Genomic DNA, 15,425 nt, shown 5'->3' with positions numbered 1-15,425 from the left:
CTTCGTCTCGGCTTCGCCTCGCTCAGGGATCACGACACGAATCACGACCACCACTGAACGAACGGAACCATGCAGACCGCCCCTCTGTCGACAGCTGAGATCCGACGACGCTTCCTCGACTTCTTCGCCGCTCGAGGCCACACGATCGTGCCATCGGCGTCGCTGGTCAGCGATGACCCGACTCTGCTCTTCACCATCGCCGGCATGGTGCCGTTCGTGCCCTATCTCACCGGACTCGTCCCGCCGCCGTATCCGCGCGTGGCGGACTCGCAGAAGTGCATCCGCACGCTCGACATCGATGAGGTCGGAAAGACGCCGCGGCACGGCACCTTCTTCCAGATGCTCGGCAACTGGTCGTTCGGCGACTACTTCAAGAAGGAGGCGATCACCTTCGCGTGGGAGCTCCTCACCACGCCGGAGGGGGAGGGCGGACTCGGCTTCGACCCGAAGGATCTGTGGGTCACCGTCTACGAGGACGACGACGAGGCGCGCACCTACTGGCGTGACATCGCGGGATTGCCGGATGAGCGCATCCAGGGTCTCGGCAAGGAGACGAACTACTGGTCGACCGGTGTTCCAGGACCCGCCGGGCCGTGCTCGGAGATCTTCTTCGATCGCGGTCCCGCCTACGGCATCGACGGCGGACCGGCCACGGACGACGACCGGTACGTCGAGATCTGGAACCTCGTGTTCATGCAGTACCTGCGTGGCGAGGGCACCGGCAAGGCGGACTTCGAGATTCTGGGCGAGTTGCCGAAGAAGAACGTCGACACGGGGATGGGCCTCGAGCGCGTGGCGTTCATCAAGCAGGGTGTCGAGAACTTCTACGAGATCGACGAGGTGCGTCCGGTCCTCGACAAGGCCGCGGAGATCGCCGGCAAGACTTACGGCGCAAACCATGAGGACGACGTGCGTCTGCGCGTCATCGCCGACCACGTGCGCAGCGCGCTCATGCTGATGTCCGACGGCGTCACGCCGTCGAACGAGGGCCGCGGCTACATCTTGCGCCGACTGCTGCGCCGCACGGTGCGCGCGATGCGGCTGCTCGGCGTCGAGTCGGCGACCTTCCCGGCGCTTTTCGCCCAGTCCAGGGATGCGATGAAGGCGACCTATCCCGAGGTCGCGACCGAATACGACCGCATCTCGCACCTCGCGTTCGGCGAGGAGGACACCTTCCTCCGCACGCTCGCGAGCGGAACGAGCATCCTCGATACGGCCGTGTCGAACACGAAGGCGGCCGGTAAGACGCAACTCGCAGGCGATACCGCGTTCCTGCTGCACGACACATACGGGTTCCCCATCGATCTCACGCTCGAGGTCGCAGAGGAGGCCGGCCTCTCGGTCGATCGCTCCGCGTTCGACGCGCTGATGGCCGAGCAGAAGTCGAAGGCGAAAGCGGATGCCCGCGCCAAGAAGCGCGCGATCGCCGATCTCTCCGTCTACAGCGATCTGCGCGGCAGAGGCGAGACCGTCTTCACCGGCTATGACGAGCTCCAGACGGAGTCGAAGGTGCTGGGAATCATCGTCGACGGCGTGTCTGTGCCGAGGGCGTCCGAGGGCCAGGTGGTCGAGATCATCCTCGCCGAGACCGCGCTGTACGCCGAGTCCGGCGGCCAGGATGCCGACCAGGGCGTGATCGTCGGGCCGGGCTACGAGCTCGAGGTGCTCGACGTGCAGAAGCCGGTCAAAGGCCTGATCAGCCACACGGTGCAGGTCACGCACGGCGAGGTGGGCGTCGACGACGTGGCGACCAGCGTCGTGGACGCCGACTACCGCAGGGGGGCGCGGCAGGCGCACTCCGGAACCCACATCATCCATGCCGCGCTGCGACAGGTTCTCGGACCCAACGCGCACCAGTCCGGCTCGTACAACAAGGCCGGGTACCTGCGCCTCGACTTCTCGTGGAACCAGGGGTTGTCGGCGGCGACACGTTCCGAGATCGAGGAGATCTCCAACAACGCCATCCGCGACGATCTCGAGGTCGTGACGCGCGAGCTGCCGCTCGCCGAGGCGAAAGCGCTCGGTGCCATGGCGCTGTTCGGCGAGAAGTACGGCGACGTCGTGCGGGTGGTCGACATCGGCGGGCCGTGGTCGCGCGAGCTCTGCGCGGGCACGCACGTCGGTTCCAGCTCGGAGATCGGCATGATCAACCTGATCAGCGAATCGTCCGTCGGGTCGACCAATCGCCGTGTCGAGTCTCTGGTGGGCCTCGAGGCATTCCGCGACCTCACCGCCGAGCGGGCGATCGTCTCGCAGCTCAGCGGCGCGCTGAAGACGCCGCGGGAGCAGCTGCCGGAACGCATCAACGACCTCGTCACCAGCCTCAAGGCCGCAGAGAAGAAGATCGCCGCGTTCGAGGCGCGAGCGGTGCTCGACCGTGTGCCCGGGCTGCTCGAGAAGGCCGTGCGCGCCGCTGCGGTGCGCGCCGTGATCGAGAACGTCGGCAGGCTCGGCTCCGCCGACGACCTGAGGATGCTCGTCACGACCGTGCGCGAACGTCTCGGCTCCGACGCCGCGGTGGTCGCCCTCGCGGCGATCGTGAACGACCGCCCGGTCGTCATCGTCGCGACCAACCGGGCCGCGCGAGACGCCGGCGTCAAGGCGGGCCCGCTGGCCAAGAGCGCCGCGACAGTACTCGGCGGCGGCGGAGGCGGCAAGGACGACCTGGCGCAGGGCGGCGGATCCGACACGGCCGCCATCGATTCGGCGCTCGCCACCGTGCGCAACGCGATCGGCTAGCGCGTCGTGCGCTCCGGAGTCCGCGTCGGCGTCGATGTCGGAAAAGCCCGAATCGGGCTGAGCCGCAGCGATCCCGACGGGATGCTCGCCCTCCCTGTGGAGACCGTGTCGCGTACCGAGGACGGCAGTGATGTGGCGCGCATCCAGGCGGTTGCCACGGAACTGTCAGCCGTGGAGATCATCGTGGGACTGCCGCTGTCGCTCTCCGGCGCGAGCACGCCGTCGACCGACGACGCCACGGAATTCGCCTCGCGGCTGCGAGCCGCCTGCGGCATCCCCGTCCGGCTCGTCGACGAACGGCTGTCGACAGTGACCGCGCAGTCCGCCCTGCGGGCGTCGGGCCGCACCACGCGGAATTCACGTTCCGTGGTAGATCAGGCCGCGGCCACGGTAATTTTGCAGCACGCGCTCGATGTGGAGCGCGCCAGCGGGAATCCCCCCGGAACTCTCGCAGACACGAACTGAGGACCCCCTGACGTGACTCACCCCTTCCCACCCGGCTCCGGGCAGCCGGAGCCCGCGAGCGAGGCCGAGCCGCCGCCCATGACACGTCGCGAGGCACGAGAGCGCGCTCAACGCGACGCCGCCCTGGCGCGCGAGCACGAGGCATCCGACACCGCGCAGGACGATCGCGGCAGCGCCGACGCCGGCTCCACTGACGCCGACTTCGGCGACTCCTTCTGGGGCGCGCTGCAGAGCGACCACGATTCGGACGCAGATTCTGCTCCTTCGCCGGCACAGGCTCCGACGCAGTCGGATCCTTCGCGGGCACAGGCTCCGACGCAGTCGGCCTCGCCCTGGTCGAGCCTCGAGTACCCGACCGACGGCAGAGCACGCGGCCGCGCGAGCGGCCGGGACACGCGCGGCAAGGGCACGCGCGGAAGGAGCGGCAGCGACGGCGGGGGAGACGATGGTCACGGACACGGACCGAGACGCAAGCGTCGTTGGCTGCCCATCACGATCGTGCTCGTCGTCGTGCTCGCCCTCATCGGCGGCGGTGGCGTGTACGTCTGGAACACCTTCCAGCCCGAGGTGAAGAAGCTCTTCGCCATGAACGAGCCGATCGACTACACGGGCACGGGGACGAAGCCCGTCGACATCACGATCCACAACGGGGACACGGGATCCGACGTCGCCGCCACGTTGCACAAGGCGGGCGTCGTCAAGACGACCGACGCCTTTTACGACCTGCTGTTGAAGACCAGCCCGGAGCCGGTCTTCCAGCCCGGCGTCTACAAGCTCAAGAAGCAGATGAGCGCCAAGTCGGCGCTGAAAGCGCTGAAGGACCCGAAGAACAAGCTCGAGCGCACCCTGACCATTCCGGAGGGCGACACCGAGGCGTCGATCCTTCCCGCCCTGGCGAAGACCACGGGCATCCCGCTCGCCGAGCTGCAGGCCGCGGCCGCGAAGCCGACGGACTACGGAGTTCCCGCGCAGGCGAGGAATCTGGACGGCTTCCTGTTCCCTGCCACCTACACGTTCGACCCCGGCGTGGATGCCAAGACGGTGATCAAGACCCTGGTCGATCGCTCGTTCCAGTCTCTCGACGCCGCGGGCGTGCCCGAGGACCAGCGCTTCCGCATTGTCACCCTCGCGTCGATCGTGCAGCGTGAGGCCGGCAGTGTGCAGGACATGGGCAAGGTGGCCCGCGTCTTCCAGAACCGTCTCGATGACGGCATGGATCTGCAGTCGGATGCCACGGTCACCTACGGTGCAGGCGTGAAGACGTTCTTCACCACCGACGCCGAGCGCGCCGATCCGAACAACCCGTACAACACCTACGTGCACCCCGGGTTGCCCGTTGGACCGGTCTCGAACCCGGGCGACGACGCCATCAAGGCGGCTCTGCACCCGCCGGCGGGGCCGTGGCTCTACTTCGTGACGGTGAATCTCAAGGACGGCACGACTGTCTTCTCCAGCACCGAGGAGGAGCATGAGCAGGCGGTGCAGAAACTGCAGGACTGGTGCAACGCGAGCGCGGCGAACGATGCTTACTGCAAGTGACGGGCCGCGCGAGCTCGCGGTGCTTGGCTCGCCGATAGCACACTCGAAATCTCCCGAGTTGCACCAGGCCGCTTATCGCGCACTCGGACTGCCCTGGGACTACGCACGCGCCGAGATCACGCCGGAGACGCTGGCCGCATACGTCGCGTCCCGTCCAGACGTGTGGCGCGGCCTCTCCCTCACGATGCCGCTGAAGCAGTCCGTCCTTCCGCTCGTGGCCTCTCTCGATGAGACCGCCGCTCTGACCGGCGCGGCGAACACCATCCTCTTCGACACGGATGCCGTCGGTCGGCTCGTCCTGCGCGGCTTCAACACCGATGTCCCCGGAATCGTGCGCGCCCTGGCCGCCGCGGGAACGGAACGGATCAGGTCCGCCCTGATCTGGGGCGGCGGGGCCACCGCGGCATCCGCGCTCGTGGCTGCCGCGGAGCTCGGGGCTGCCGACGTCACGGTGCAGGTTCGCGAGCCCGCACGTGCCGACCACCTGATCCCACTCGGCAACTCCGTCGGCCTTCGTGTAACGGTCGCACGATTCGGCGATGAGGTGACAGCCCGGCCCGATCTGGTCGTGAGCACGTTGCCGGGCCACGTCGGTGCCGACGACCTCGCCCGACGCGTGGTGCAGGGGCGCGCGGCGGCTCGGGCGACGGCCGACGGCATCCTGCTCCTCGATGTGGCGTACGACCCGTGGCCCACAGCCATCGTGACCAGGTGGGCGGCGCTTGCGGCGGCGTCCGGTAGGAGAGCGAACGTGCTCTCGGGTCTCGCCATGCTCGTGCATCAAGCCCTGCTGCAGGTACGCATCTTCGTCGCGGGCGATCCCGAGCGCGAACTGCCCGCGGAGCAGACAGTGTTGTCCGCGATGCTCGACGCGGTGGGGCTGGATGCCGCTGGCCGCCCGGTCTGAGCGCCGCGTGTCGCCATGCCAGAATTGACACATGCTTCGTTGGCTCACCGCAGGGGAATCGCACGGCCCGGAACTGATCGCGATCCTGGAAGGCCTGCCCGCGGGCGTGCCGGTCTCGCTGGATGCCGTGCGCGCCGATCTCGCCCGCCGCAAGCTCGGCTACGGGCGCGGCGCGCGCATGAAGTTCGAGCAGGACGAGCTGAACCTCTCCGGTGGCGTGCGACACGGCCAGAGCATGGGAAGCCCGATCGCGCTCCGCATCGGCAACACCGAGTGGCCCAAGTGGGTCGACGTGATGAGCCCGGAGCCGGTGGACCCGGCAGTGCTCACGACGGCGCGCGGCGCGGCGCTCACGCGGCCCCGACCCGGCCATGCAGACCTCGTCGGCATGCAGAAGTACGGTTTCGACGAGGCGCGTCCGATCCTGGAGCGCGCCAGTGCCCGCGAGACCGCGGCCCGAGTGGCGCTCGGTGCCGTCGCCAAGTCGTTCCTGGCCGAGCTCGGCATCACCACGGTGAGCCACACGCTCGCGATCGGCCCGGTGCGCGTTCCTGACGGATCGAGAGTGCCGGTGCCCGAGGACGTCGACGTACTCGACGCCGATCCGCTCCGCTGCTTCGACGAGGCCACTTCTACCCTGATGGTGGCCGAGGTGGATGCCGCTCACAAGGACGGTGACACGCTCGGCGGGGTCGTCGAGGTGCTGGTGTACGGCGTTCCGGCGGGACTCGGTTCCCACGTGCAGTGGGACCGCAGGATCGACGGCCGTCTCGCTCAGGCGCTCATGAGCATCCAGGCCATCAAGGGCGTCGAGGTCGGTGACGGATTCGAGACGACCCGACGCCGTGGCTCGGCCGCACACGACGAACTCGTCACCGACGGTTCCACCATCTCGCGCACGAGCGACAAGGCGGGAGGCACCGAGGGCGGCATGACCACGGGCACCGTGCTGCGCGTTCGAGCCGGCATGAAACCGATCGCCACCGTGCCGCACGCGCTACGCACCATCGATATCGCCACCGGCGAGGCTGCCGCGGCGCACCACCAGCGTTCCGATGTCTGTGCCGTTCCTGCGGCTGGCGTCGTCGCGGAGGCGATGGTCGCGCTGGTGGTGGCCGACGCCGTGCTGGAGAAGTTCGGCGGCGACTCGCTCGCCGAGACCCGCCGCAACCTGACGGCCTATCTGGACGCCATCCCCGCGTCGTTGCACACGGAGACCGTGCGCGCGTGACCGTCGCACTCATCGGACCGCCCGCCGCCGGCAAGAGCAGGGTGGGCCGCAGACTCGCACGCACCCTCGACGTGCCGTTCATCGACACCGACTCCGAGATCGTGGCGGTCCACGGCCCGATCTCCGGCATCTTCGCACATCAGGGGGAGGCTGCCTTCCGTGCTCTCGAGCGCGAGGCGGTCTCACGCGCGCTGACGTCGGGCGGGGTCGTCTCGCTCGGGGGCGGAGCGGTGCTCGACCTCGAAACCCAGCGCGACCTGCGGGATGCCACGGTCGTGCTGCTCACGGTCAGTCCGGAAGCCGTCGCGGCGCGCATCGACGACGGCAAGCGCCCGCTCGTGCAGGGCATCGAGTCATGGAGCGCTCTGGTCCGGGCGCGGATGCCGATCTACGAGTCGCTCGCGGACTATCGCGCCGACACGTCGAGGCGACCGATCAGCACGATCGCCGAGGAGATCGCGCAATGGATCACCCAGCGAGAGAAGGAGCATCAGGGCGCATGAGCGACACGAACGAGGAGATCACCGAACTGCGGGTCTCGGGAGCAGGGGAGTACGCGGTCACGGTGGGGCGGGGCATCCGCTTCGATGCCGGTCGGCTGCTCGGGCCCGAGGTGCACAAGGTGCTCATCGTGCACCAGCCGACGCTCGCGGCCGCCGCAGGGGAGCTGTGTGAGAGCCTCGCCGATCGATACGAGGTGCTGCTCGCCGAGATCCCCGACGCCGAGGCGGCCAAGCGCGTGGAGGTCGCCGCGTTCTGTTGGCAGATCATGGGGCAGGCCGACTTCACCCGCAGCGACGCCGTGATCGGCTTCGGCGGCGGGGCTGCCACCGACCTGGCCGGTTTCGTCGCAGCGACCTGGCTTCGCGGCGTGAAGCTCGTGCAGGTCCCGACGACCGTTCTCGGCATGGTGGATGCGGCGGTCGGCGGCAAGACCGGCATCAACACCGCGGAGGGCAAGAACCTCGTCGGTGCGTTCTACGCGCCGGCCGGAGTGCTGTGCGACCTCGACACGCTCGAGGCGCTTCCGCGCAACGATCTGCTCGCCGGGTATGCCGAGATCGCGAAGGCCGGTTTCATCTGGGCCCCCGAGATTCTGGACAACCTCGAGAACGACTTCGACGCCTCGCTCGATCCCCACTCTTCGACGTTCCGCCGGAACGTCGAACTGGCCATCGACATGAAGGCGAAGGTCGTCGGGCAGGACTTTCGCGAGGGCGGCCTGCGCGAGATTCTCAACTATGGCCACACGCTCGGTCACGCCATTGAGCACACCGAGCGGTACCAGTGGCGGCACGGCGCCGCGGTCTCGGTCGGAATGGTGTACGCCGCGGAGTTGGCGCGGCTCAGCGGACGACTGAAGGACGACGTCGTCGACCGGCACCGGAGCATCCTCACGGCGCTGACGCTGCCGATCACCTACCCGGTCGGCCGCTGGCAGACGCTGCTGGCCACGATGAAGCGCGACAAGAAGGCGCGCGGCGACACGCTGCGGTTCATCGTGCTCGACGACATCGCGCGGCCGACCGTGATGCAGGCGCCGGACCCGAGCCTGCTGTTCGCCGCCTACCAGGAGGTCGGTGCGTGAGCGAACGACGGCTGCTGCTGGTCAACGGACCGAACCTCAACCTGCTCGGTGTGCGCGAGCCGGCCATCTACGGCACGGAGACGCTCGACGACGTCCTCTCGCTCACGGAGCGCACGGCCGGGGAGCACGGCTTCACGGTGCGCGCCGTGCAGAGCAACCACGAGGGCGTGCTCATCGACGCGATCCACGAGGCGCGCCTGGACTGCGCCGGCATCGTGATCAACCCCGGAGGGCTCACGCACACCTCGGTGGTGCTGAGGGATGCTCTCAGCGGCGTCGCGCTGCCCGTCGCGGAGGTGCACATCTCGGACGTGAACGCTCGCGAGGAGTTCCGCAGGTTCTCGTACGTGCGCGACGTGGCCGTCGTCCACGTGGTCGGCGAGGGAGTGGCCGGCTATGCGACCGCTGTCACGAAGCTCCTCGACGTGATCACGGGCAACGTCGACGGCTGAGCGCGGCGCCGCCGGTGACCTTCACGGCACGCCCGACGAATTCCCGGCCGGCACCCGGTAGAATCTGCTGATGGTCGGCGCCCAGCGCCTTGACCGATCGACTTCGTCTCCACGTCACCCCAGAGAGGGACCTACACGCATGGCATCCGATACCGCCGACATCCGCAACGGCGCCGTCCTGAACATCGACGGTCAGCTCTGGACCGTCATCGAGTTCCAGCATGTCAAGCCGGGCAAGGGCGGTGCGTTCGTGCGCACGAAGCTCAAGAACGTCGTGAGCGGCAAGGTCGTCGACCGCACGTACAACGCGGGAACGAAGCTCGAGTTCGAGAACGTGGATCGCCGGGAGTACCAGTACCTCTACAGCGACGGAGACGGCTTCGTGTTCATGGACACGAGCGACTACGACCAGTTCACGGTGCAGTCGTCCATCGTCGGGGACGCCGCGAACTTCATGCTCGAGAACCAGAACGTGACCATCGCGATGAACAACGGCAACCCGCTCTACGTGGAGATGCCGGCATCCGTCGTGCTCGAGATCACGTACACGGAGCCGGGCCTGCAGGGCGACCGCTCCACGGGCGGCACCAAGCCGGCAACCGTGGAGACGGGGTACCAGATCCAGGTGCCGCTGTTCCTCGAGACCGGCACCAAGGTCAAGGTCGACACGCGCACCGGCGACTACCTCGGTCGCGTCAACGACTAGTGGGAGCTCGCACCAAGGCACGCAAGCGCGCCATCGACCTGCTCTACAGCGCCGATGTGCGTGGCATCCCGTTCGCGCAGGCCGTTGCCGATGAAGCGCAGCGGGCGGCGCAGGAGCCGTCGCGCGAGGCGTCCTGGCTCTACGCCCGTGAGATCGTCGACGGCGTCATCGACCAGAGTGACGAGATCGACGAGCTGATCCGCACCTACGCTCAGGGCTGGACGTTGGAGCGGATGCCGGCGGTCGACCGCGCGATTCTGCGAATGGGCGTGTGGGAGCTTCTGTTCAACCCGGCTATTCCGGACGGCGTGGCGATCTCCGAAGCGGTCGAGCAGGCGACGTCTCTCTCGACCGACGATTCTGCGAAGTTCGTCAACGGGCTGCTCGCCAAGATCGGATCCGCGGTCACGCACTGACCACGCGGACACCGGCGCACCGCTGACACGGCTCGACGCGAACGAGAGGACCGGCGCTCATGAAGAAGTCCATCCTGCACGCCATCGGCGTAGCGGCCGCTGCCGCGCTGCTGACGTTCGCCCTGGCGGGCTGCATACCGACCGGAGCGCCTGCGGGTGGCTCCGCCGGCTCGTCGGACCGTTCATCGGCCTCGTCGAGCGCGAAAATCCCGACCGGTACGGCGGGGGCCGTGGACTTCGATCTCGGAGCGATCGTCGCGGGCGACGGCAAGACCGTGGTCGACACGTACATCGACCCGATGTGCCCGTACTGCGGCCAGTTCGAGAAGGCCAACGGAAGCGCGCTGGCGAAGCTCGTGAACACCGGCGCCATCACACTGCGCGTGCATCCGCTGAACTTCCTCGATCCGAACTCGCAGGGTACGGACTACTCCTCGCGCGCAGGCAGTGCGCTGACGTGTGTGGCGGCATCCGATCCGAAGCAGTCCCTCGCCTATCTCTCCACGTTGTACGCGAACCAGCCGGAGGAGAATTCGTCCGGTCTCAGTGATGCCAAGCTGGTGTCGCTCGCGCACAAGGCCGGCGTCACTGATGTCGATTCGTGCATCCACTCGCACAAGTACGCGTCGTGGCTGACGCGGAACACGACGAAGGCCGTGAACGGTCCGATCAAGGGCGCGGACATCAAGGCCGTGACGGCCACGCCGACCGTGCTCGTGAACGGGCACCAGTACGGTGGCAGCATCACCGACACAGCGGCGCTCAAGTCGTTCATCGCTGACAGCGGTAAGTAGTCACCGACGACGGTAATAAAGGCGAACAGGATGTCTGCGGCGGGGCATAGCGTGGCCGCATGACGGATGACTCGGCCGAGAAGGCCATGCTGACCAGCTATTTCCGTTCGGCCGGCGACGCGCTGCTCTGGAAGCTCGAGGGTCTCAGCGAGCGCGAAGCCCGATTGCCGATGACGCGGACGGGAACCAACCTGCTCGGCCTCGTGAAGCATGTCGCTTCCACGGAGTACGGCTACTTCGGGGAGGTTTTCGGGCGAGACCCCGGTGTGGCCATGCCGTGGATCGACGACACCGCCGAAGACAACGCAGACATGTGGGCGACTGCCGACGAGTCGCTCGAGTGGACGACCGGGTTTTACGTCCGCGCGCGCGAGTTCTCCGGACGCACCATCGCAGAACTCGACCTCGACGCGTCGGGTGTGGTGCCGTGGTGGCCGGCAGAACGTCGCGAGGTGACTCTGCGGCGCATCATCGTGCACATGACGGCGGAGACGGCGCGGCATGCGGGGCACGCGGACATCGTGCGGGAACTCATCGACGGGGCCGTAGGCATGCGGCCGACCAACTCGAACCTGCCCTCTCACGGCGACGAGTGGTGGGCACAGTACCGGGCGCAGTTGCAGGCCGTGGCGGACGGGTTCGGGGAGTAGTTCAGCGGGCGAGAGCTGCTGGTGAGCCGTACGGGAGAGCGAGCGGTAGCGGTACCCCGTCGGCGATCCGGATGCGAGTCGACGTGCGGGGGCTCGGTCGGGGACTCGGTCGGGGACTCGGTCGGGGACTCGGTCGGGGACTCGGTCGGGGACTCGGTCGGGGACTGCGGCGTCAGATGATCTCGAACCGCTGCTCGCGGGTCCCGTCGGGCAGGACCGTCTCGGCGAACTCGACGGGAATGGTCCTCCTCCAGAACGCGATTGCCGGAGCGTTGTGCGCCACCTCCGTGATGCGCCACGAGCCGGGATGCTTCGGGTCAGCACGGGCTTCGGGTCAGCACGGGCTTCGGGTCAGCACGGGCTTCGGGCCAGGACCCCGAACCGACCGGTGCCCGTCCTGCCCCATCAGAACGCCACCGGGTCGGGCTGCATGCGATCAGAACCGCGCCCGATCAAACCGGGCCAAGACTGCCGTCACAACGGCGGACCAGAACGGCCGGTCAGCGCGTCCGATCAGAACGGCGGCGGGTCGGAGTCGTACCCGGTGGGCGTGCGCACCCGGATCCCGCCGTCGGGTTTCGGATCGAGACGGATGCGTGTCACCGACTTGAGCCGGTGCAGTCGCGGTTTCAAGGGAAGCAGGTTGTCGACATCGGTCGTGCCACCGTGTTGCCACTCGGCCACGTGGTCCACCTCGCCGCCGGTCGTCAGGCCGGGTGCGACGTAAGGCGCCGCCGCATCGTCAAGACCGTAGCGGAGCGTCAGCCAGTGCCTCTGCTCGGCGGTAGGCCGGTACCGCGTCGTGTCGAGCTTCAGCCGTGCCGGCCGGATCGGATCGGCGATCACCTTGCGGAACGCGGGCGCGTCGCGCAACGCTCGTGCAGCGGCATTCGGCGGGATCGGTCCGTAGCCCAGCAGCTCGGCGAACCGTCCGCCGTCGTCGACGATCACTGTCGGGTGCGCCGTGGCGGCACTCGGCGTGCCGTCGCCTGTGAGCCAGGCGAGCAGGGCATCCGCCTTCAGCTGGTCGCGCGTGCGCGTCTCGCCCTCACGGTGCTTCATGCTCTGCGCGGTGGCGGTCAGACGAGCATCGGCACGCACGATGTCGACGAGCGGAGCGAATGCGTGCAGCCAGGCCATGCCGTCCTCGGCAGGCTCGACGACCACACGACGCAGCTTCGCCGCTCTGTCGTGGCGCTCCTGCAGCGTCTCCGCGCACAGTCGCTCGCGCAACCGCCGGCATCGGCTGCGGAACTGGCCAACCGGAACGGATGTCGCGACCGCGGCGAGTTTCTCGTCGTATGCAGCAGTTGCGGCGTCATCGGGAAGGCCGTTGCAGGCATCCACGGCGGCACGCACGTGCGCCTGGCTGATCGCGCCCGAGACGAAGAGCGCCCTCAGTCGGGGGAGTGACGTGTCGAGCACGTCGCCCTGATAGGCGAGGTCGCGCACCATGTTCTCGCTGAGCTTCAGCCGCTGAGCCAGATCGAACGCGACCGAGCGCTCGGCGAAGTCGACGTCTTGCACTCCGGGTATGCGCTCGGCCGCGGCGGCGGGGACGTAGATGAGGGGGTTCGCTCGAGCAGTGCGAAACGCCCTGGTGATCGCGAAGAGCTGACGGGCAGCCTGCATGTTCAACACGACCTGCGTGGCGACGGCGTCATCGAGCGCCCAGCCGAGGAAGATCTCAGCCGAAACCGGAACCGCCTCCGCAGGCGGCAGCTCCGCATCGAGCCAATCGGACTCATCGCATTCGTCCGCCCAGATGTCGCTCGCATCGTCGGCAGGCTGATCGGCCGCGAAAGGGTGGCCTTCGAAGGCGTCGGCAACGAGCGGGTCGGCGACGGGAGAGACATCATCGGCACGCGACGGGGCGTCGGCAGAGAGCCTGGATTCGGCTCCCGATGTCATTTCAGCCCGATCGAACATATCTTCGATTGTACCGGGTGGGAACAACGCGTTCAATCGTTCGTCGAAATCTGTGGAGAACCGCGGGAACACGAGGAGACCACGGTGGTGATGCCTCCTCCCGTTCCACGGAAGATGCCGAATTCCTAGTCCGGACCGTCGCCAGCGGATGCTATCCAGACAGTCGTGTAGCGCCAGAACAGGCAACGCCGTATCTTCCACGCCAGGAAGCAGGTCCTCATTCGCCTCGGCGGTTGATGAACGTGAGCGCCGGCCGAATGACTTGGCGGTACAGGTCTGAGCGTGCTTCGCCGTCCCTCTCGCCATTGAGCAGGGGGAAGAACGCGAGGTCGGTGAGGATCAGATATGCCAGCCGCCGGAACAGGGGCGAGTCACGCACGATCTCGCCGCGATCGGCGGCGGCCTCGAAGATGGAAGCCAACTGATCCGCGCCCGGCGCGATTATCTGAGTGCGTAAGGCGGCAGCGAATTCCGGATCGGCTGAGGCTGCGTGTAGCAGCATGAAGCCCATCCGCAGGTCATCGCCTGAGACGTAGTCGGCTCCGAGCGCCCCTGCGAAGACCTCGTCGAGGGTCGAGGAGTCCCTGTCGCTGAAAAAATAGCGGGGTTGGGCGCCTTCGGAGGTCAACGCAGCCAGAACGAGCGCGGACTTGCTACCCCATCGCCGGTAGAGGGTGGCTTTGCTCGAGCGGGCGCGCGCGGCGACCGCATCGAGCGTCAGCCGTTCGTAGCCCACCTCGAGCAGAAGCTCGTGGACGGTGCCGAACAACTCGGCGAGGCGTTCGCGGGACATCCGAGAACGAGACAAGTCAGGCGCCATTGAATAAGCGTACGATACGGTTTCGTACACATCAACCGGAGGGTAACGAGATGCGGATCTTGATGTTCGGACGGGGCGTGATCGCCACGATCTACGGTTGGGCCCTCGAACAGGCCGGACACGAGGTCGAGTTCTACGTCCGTCCCGGCCGTGCCACGGTCTATGGCCGGGACGTGGATCTCGATCTCCTCGACGCGCGGCGCGGACCGCGCGGGCGGCCGGTCGTCGAGGCGTGGCCCGTGCGGTACCGCGAAGAACTGGAACCGGACCACGATTTCGACTTGATCGTGCTGAGCGTGGCTCACAACCGGCTCACCGACGCCGCGCAGTTCCTCGCCCCGCGGCTCGGCCACGCTGCAGTCCTCGTCTTCGGGAACATCTGGTCCGACCCGCTGGATGCTGTCGCTCCCCTTCCCGCCGACAGGCTCGCCTGGGGCTTCCCACAGGCCGGCGGCGCCTTCGCCGACAACGGAACCCTCACGGGAATGCTGCTGCCCTCGGTGATCTTCGGGACGCTCGACGGATCGCCCAGCCAGCGCGAGAAGGACGTACGCCAGGCCTTTCGCGACGCCGGGTTTCGGATCAGCGAACGGCCAGACTTCCGCGGCTGGCTCTGGCTCCACTTCATCGCCGATGCCGGCATGCATTCCCAGGGGTTGCAGGTCGGCAGCCTGTCGAAAATGGTCGGGTCCAGGCCCGCTTTCCGCCAGGCACTGCTGACCATCCGCGAACTCATCCCTCTGCTCGAAGCGCGCGGCATTGACCTGCGACGGCACCGGCGCGGATTGCTGCTCTACCGCGCGCCGGTAGCGCTGACCTCAGCTGCGTTCGCTTGGGCCACCTCGCACATCGCTGCGGCCAGCCGCTCGCTGAGCGCACACTCCGACCCCAACGCGCCCGAGCCTTACGCCATCTATCGGGACACCATGACCGAGGCGCGGCGCCTCGGCATCCGGGTACCACGGCTGGAAGCGGCAGGGACGAAGATCGCTTCATGCCGCGCCGGTTCGTAGGGGGAAGCACGAGTCATAGGGGGAAGCACGAGTCATAGGGGAAAGCACAAGTCATAGGGGAAAGCACAGACCGGATAGGGGTCCGTTCTGCCGGATGCGACGAAGCGTGATCGCCCGCAGCCCGGTCCACCACCACCGCACCACGCCGTCGAGGGGAAGCACGAGCGTCTGCGGGC

At 67.7% G+C, this 15,425-nt stretch carries 15 protein-coding genes; 13 read left to right on the top strand and 2 right to left on the bottom strand.

Going from position 1 to position 15,425, the window contains the following annotated elements; genetic code table 11:
- The first annotated feature begins 84 nt into the window (after positions 1-84).
- The 12 genes from alaS to H623_RS0102780 all read left to right on the top strand — a co-directional run bounded on the left by alaS (position 85) and on the right by H623_RS0102780 (position 11,487).
- Positions 85-2,739, top strand: a complete 2,655-nt coding sequence (gene alaS / locus H623_RS0102835; protein WP_026939837.1) for an alanine--tRNA ligase — start codon at positions 85-87, stop codon at positions 2,737-2,739.
- 6 nt (positions 2,740-2,745) lie between these two features.
- Positions 2,746-3,204, top strand: a complete 459-nt coding sequence (ruvX, locus tag H623_RS0102830; RefSeq protein WP_022899434.1) for a Holliday junction resolvase RuvX — start codon at positions 2,746-2,748, stop codon at positions 3,202-3,204.
- Between the two features lie 78 nt (positions 3,205-3,282).
- Positions 3,283-4,743 carry an endolytic transglycosylase MltG gene (mltG, locus tag H623_RS17420; RefSeq protein ID WP_022899433.1) on the top strand — a complete coding sequence of 487 codons (1,461 nt, stop codon included), beginning with the start codon at positions 3,283-3,285 and terminating at the stop codon, positions 4,741-4,743.
- The gene (locus H623_RS0102820) at positions 4,673-5,650 is read left to right on the top strand and encodes a shikimate dehydrogenase family protein (RefSeq protein WP_425402083.1); all 978 of its coding nucleotides are present in this window, start codon (positions 4,673-4,675) and stop codon (positions 5,648-5,650) included. Before mltG ends, H623_RS0102820 begins: the two co-directional genes overlap by 71 nt.
- A 31-nt stretch (positions 5,651-5,681) precedes the next feature.
- Positions 5,682-6,881: a chorismate synthase gene (gene aroC / locus H623_RS0102815; protein WP_022899431.1), complete on the top strand. Its 1,200-nt coding sequence runs from the start codon at positions 5,682-5,684 to the stop codon at positions 6,879-6,881.
- Positions 6,878-7,384, top strand: a complete 507-nt coding sequence (locus H623_RS0102810) for a shikimate kinase (RefSeq protein ID WP_022899430.1) — start codon at positions 6,878-6,880, stop codon at positions 7,382-7,384. Before aroC ends, H623_RS0102810 begins: the two co-directional genes overlap by 4 nt.
- On the top strand, positions 7,381-8,469 hold the full coding sequence (gene aroB / locus H623_RS0102805) for a 3-dehydroquinate synthase (RefSeq protein WP_022899429.1): 1,089 nt from the start codon (positions 7,381-7,383) through the stop codon (positions 8,467-8,469). Before H623_RS0102810 ends, aroB begins: the two co-directional genes overlap by 4 nt.
- On the top strand, positions 8,466-8,921 hold the full coding sequence (locus tag H623_RS0102800) for a type II 3-dehydroquinate dehydratase (RefSeq protein ID WP_022899428.1): 456 nt from the start codon (positions 8,466-8,468) through the stop codon (positions 8,919-8,921). Before aroB ends, H623_RS0102800 begins: the two co-directional genes overlap by 4 nt.
- A gap of 139 nt (positions 8,922-9,060) precedes the next feature.
- Positions 9,061-9,627: an elongation factor P gene (gene efp, locus H623_RS0102795; protein ID WP_022899427.1), complete on the top strand. Its 567-nt coding sequence runs from the start codon at positions 9,061-9,063 to the stop codon at positions 9,625-9,627.
- A complete protein-coding gene (nusB, locus tag H623_RS0102790) occupies positions 9,627-10,043 on the top strand; it encodes a transcription antitermination factor NusB (RefSeq protein ID WP_022899426.1) in 417 nt (138 codons plus the stop codon). The genes efp and nusB overlap by 1 nt, the downstream gene beginning before the upstream one ends.
- Before the next feature lie 59 nt (positions 10,044-10,102).
- Positions 10,103-10,837 (top strand): DsbA family protein, encoded by a 735-nt coding sequence (locus H623_RS0102785; RefSeq protein WP_022899425.1) that lies wholly within the window; start codon positions 10,103-10,105, stop codon positions 10,835-10,837.
- 59 nt (positions 10,838-10,896) lie between these two features.
- Entirely contained in the window at positions 10,897-11,487 is a 591-nt protein-coding gene (locus H623_RS0102780; protein WP_022899424.1) for a DinB family protein, read from the top strand.
- A 513-nt stretch (positions 11,488-12,000) separates the two neighbouring features.
- Here H623_RS0102780 and H623_RS0102770 read toward each other — a convergent pair.
- A complete protein-coding gene (locus H623_RS0102770; RefSeq protein ID WP_211217960.1) occupies positions 12,001-13,416 on the bottom strand; it encodes an HNH endonuclease signature motif containing protein in 1,416 nt (471 codons plus the stop codon).
- A 217-nt stretch (positions 13,417-13,633) separates the two neighbouring features.
- A complete protein-coding gene (locus tag H623_RS17415; RefSeq protein WP_051143045.1) occupies positions 13,634-14,209 on the bottom strand; it encodes a TetR/AcrR family transcriptional regulator in 576 nt (191 codons plus the stop codon).
- 77 nt (positions 14,210-14,286) lie between these two features.
- On the opposite strand from H623_RS17415, the gene H623_RS0102760 reads away from it, so the two are divergent.
- The gene (locus H623_RS0102760) at positions 14,287-15,249 is read left to right on the top strand and encodes a 2-dehydropantoate 2-reductase N-terminal domain-containing protein (protein ID WP_022899420.1); all 963 of its coding nucleotides are present in this window, start codon (positions 14,287-14,289) and stop codon (positions 15,247-15,249) included.
- The last annotated feature ends 176 nt before the right edge of the window (positions 15,250-15,425 follow it).

The organism is Humibacter albus DSM 18994, assembly GCF_000421825.1.
In the GTDB taxonomy this organism is placed as follows: Bacteria; Actinomycetota; Actinomycetes; order Actinomycetales; family Microbacteriaceae; genus Humibacter; species Humibacter albus.
Note: the sequence above shows the minus strand (reverse complement) of the source record. Positions and strands in the feature narration are given on the sequence as shown.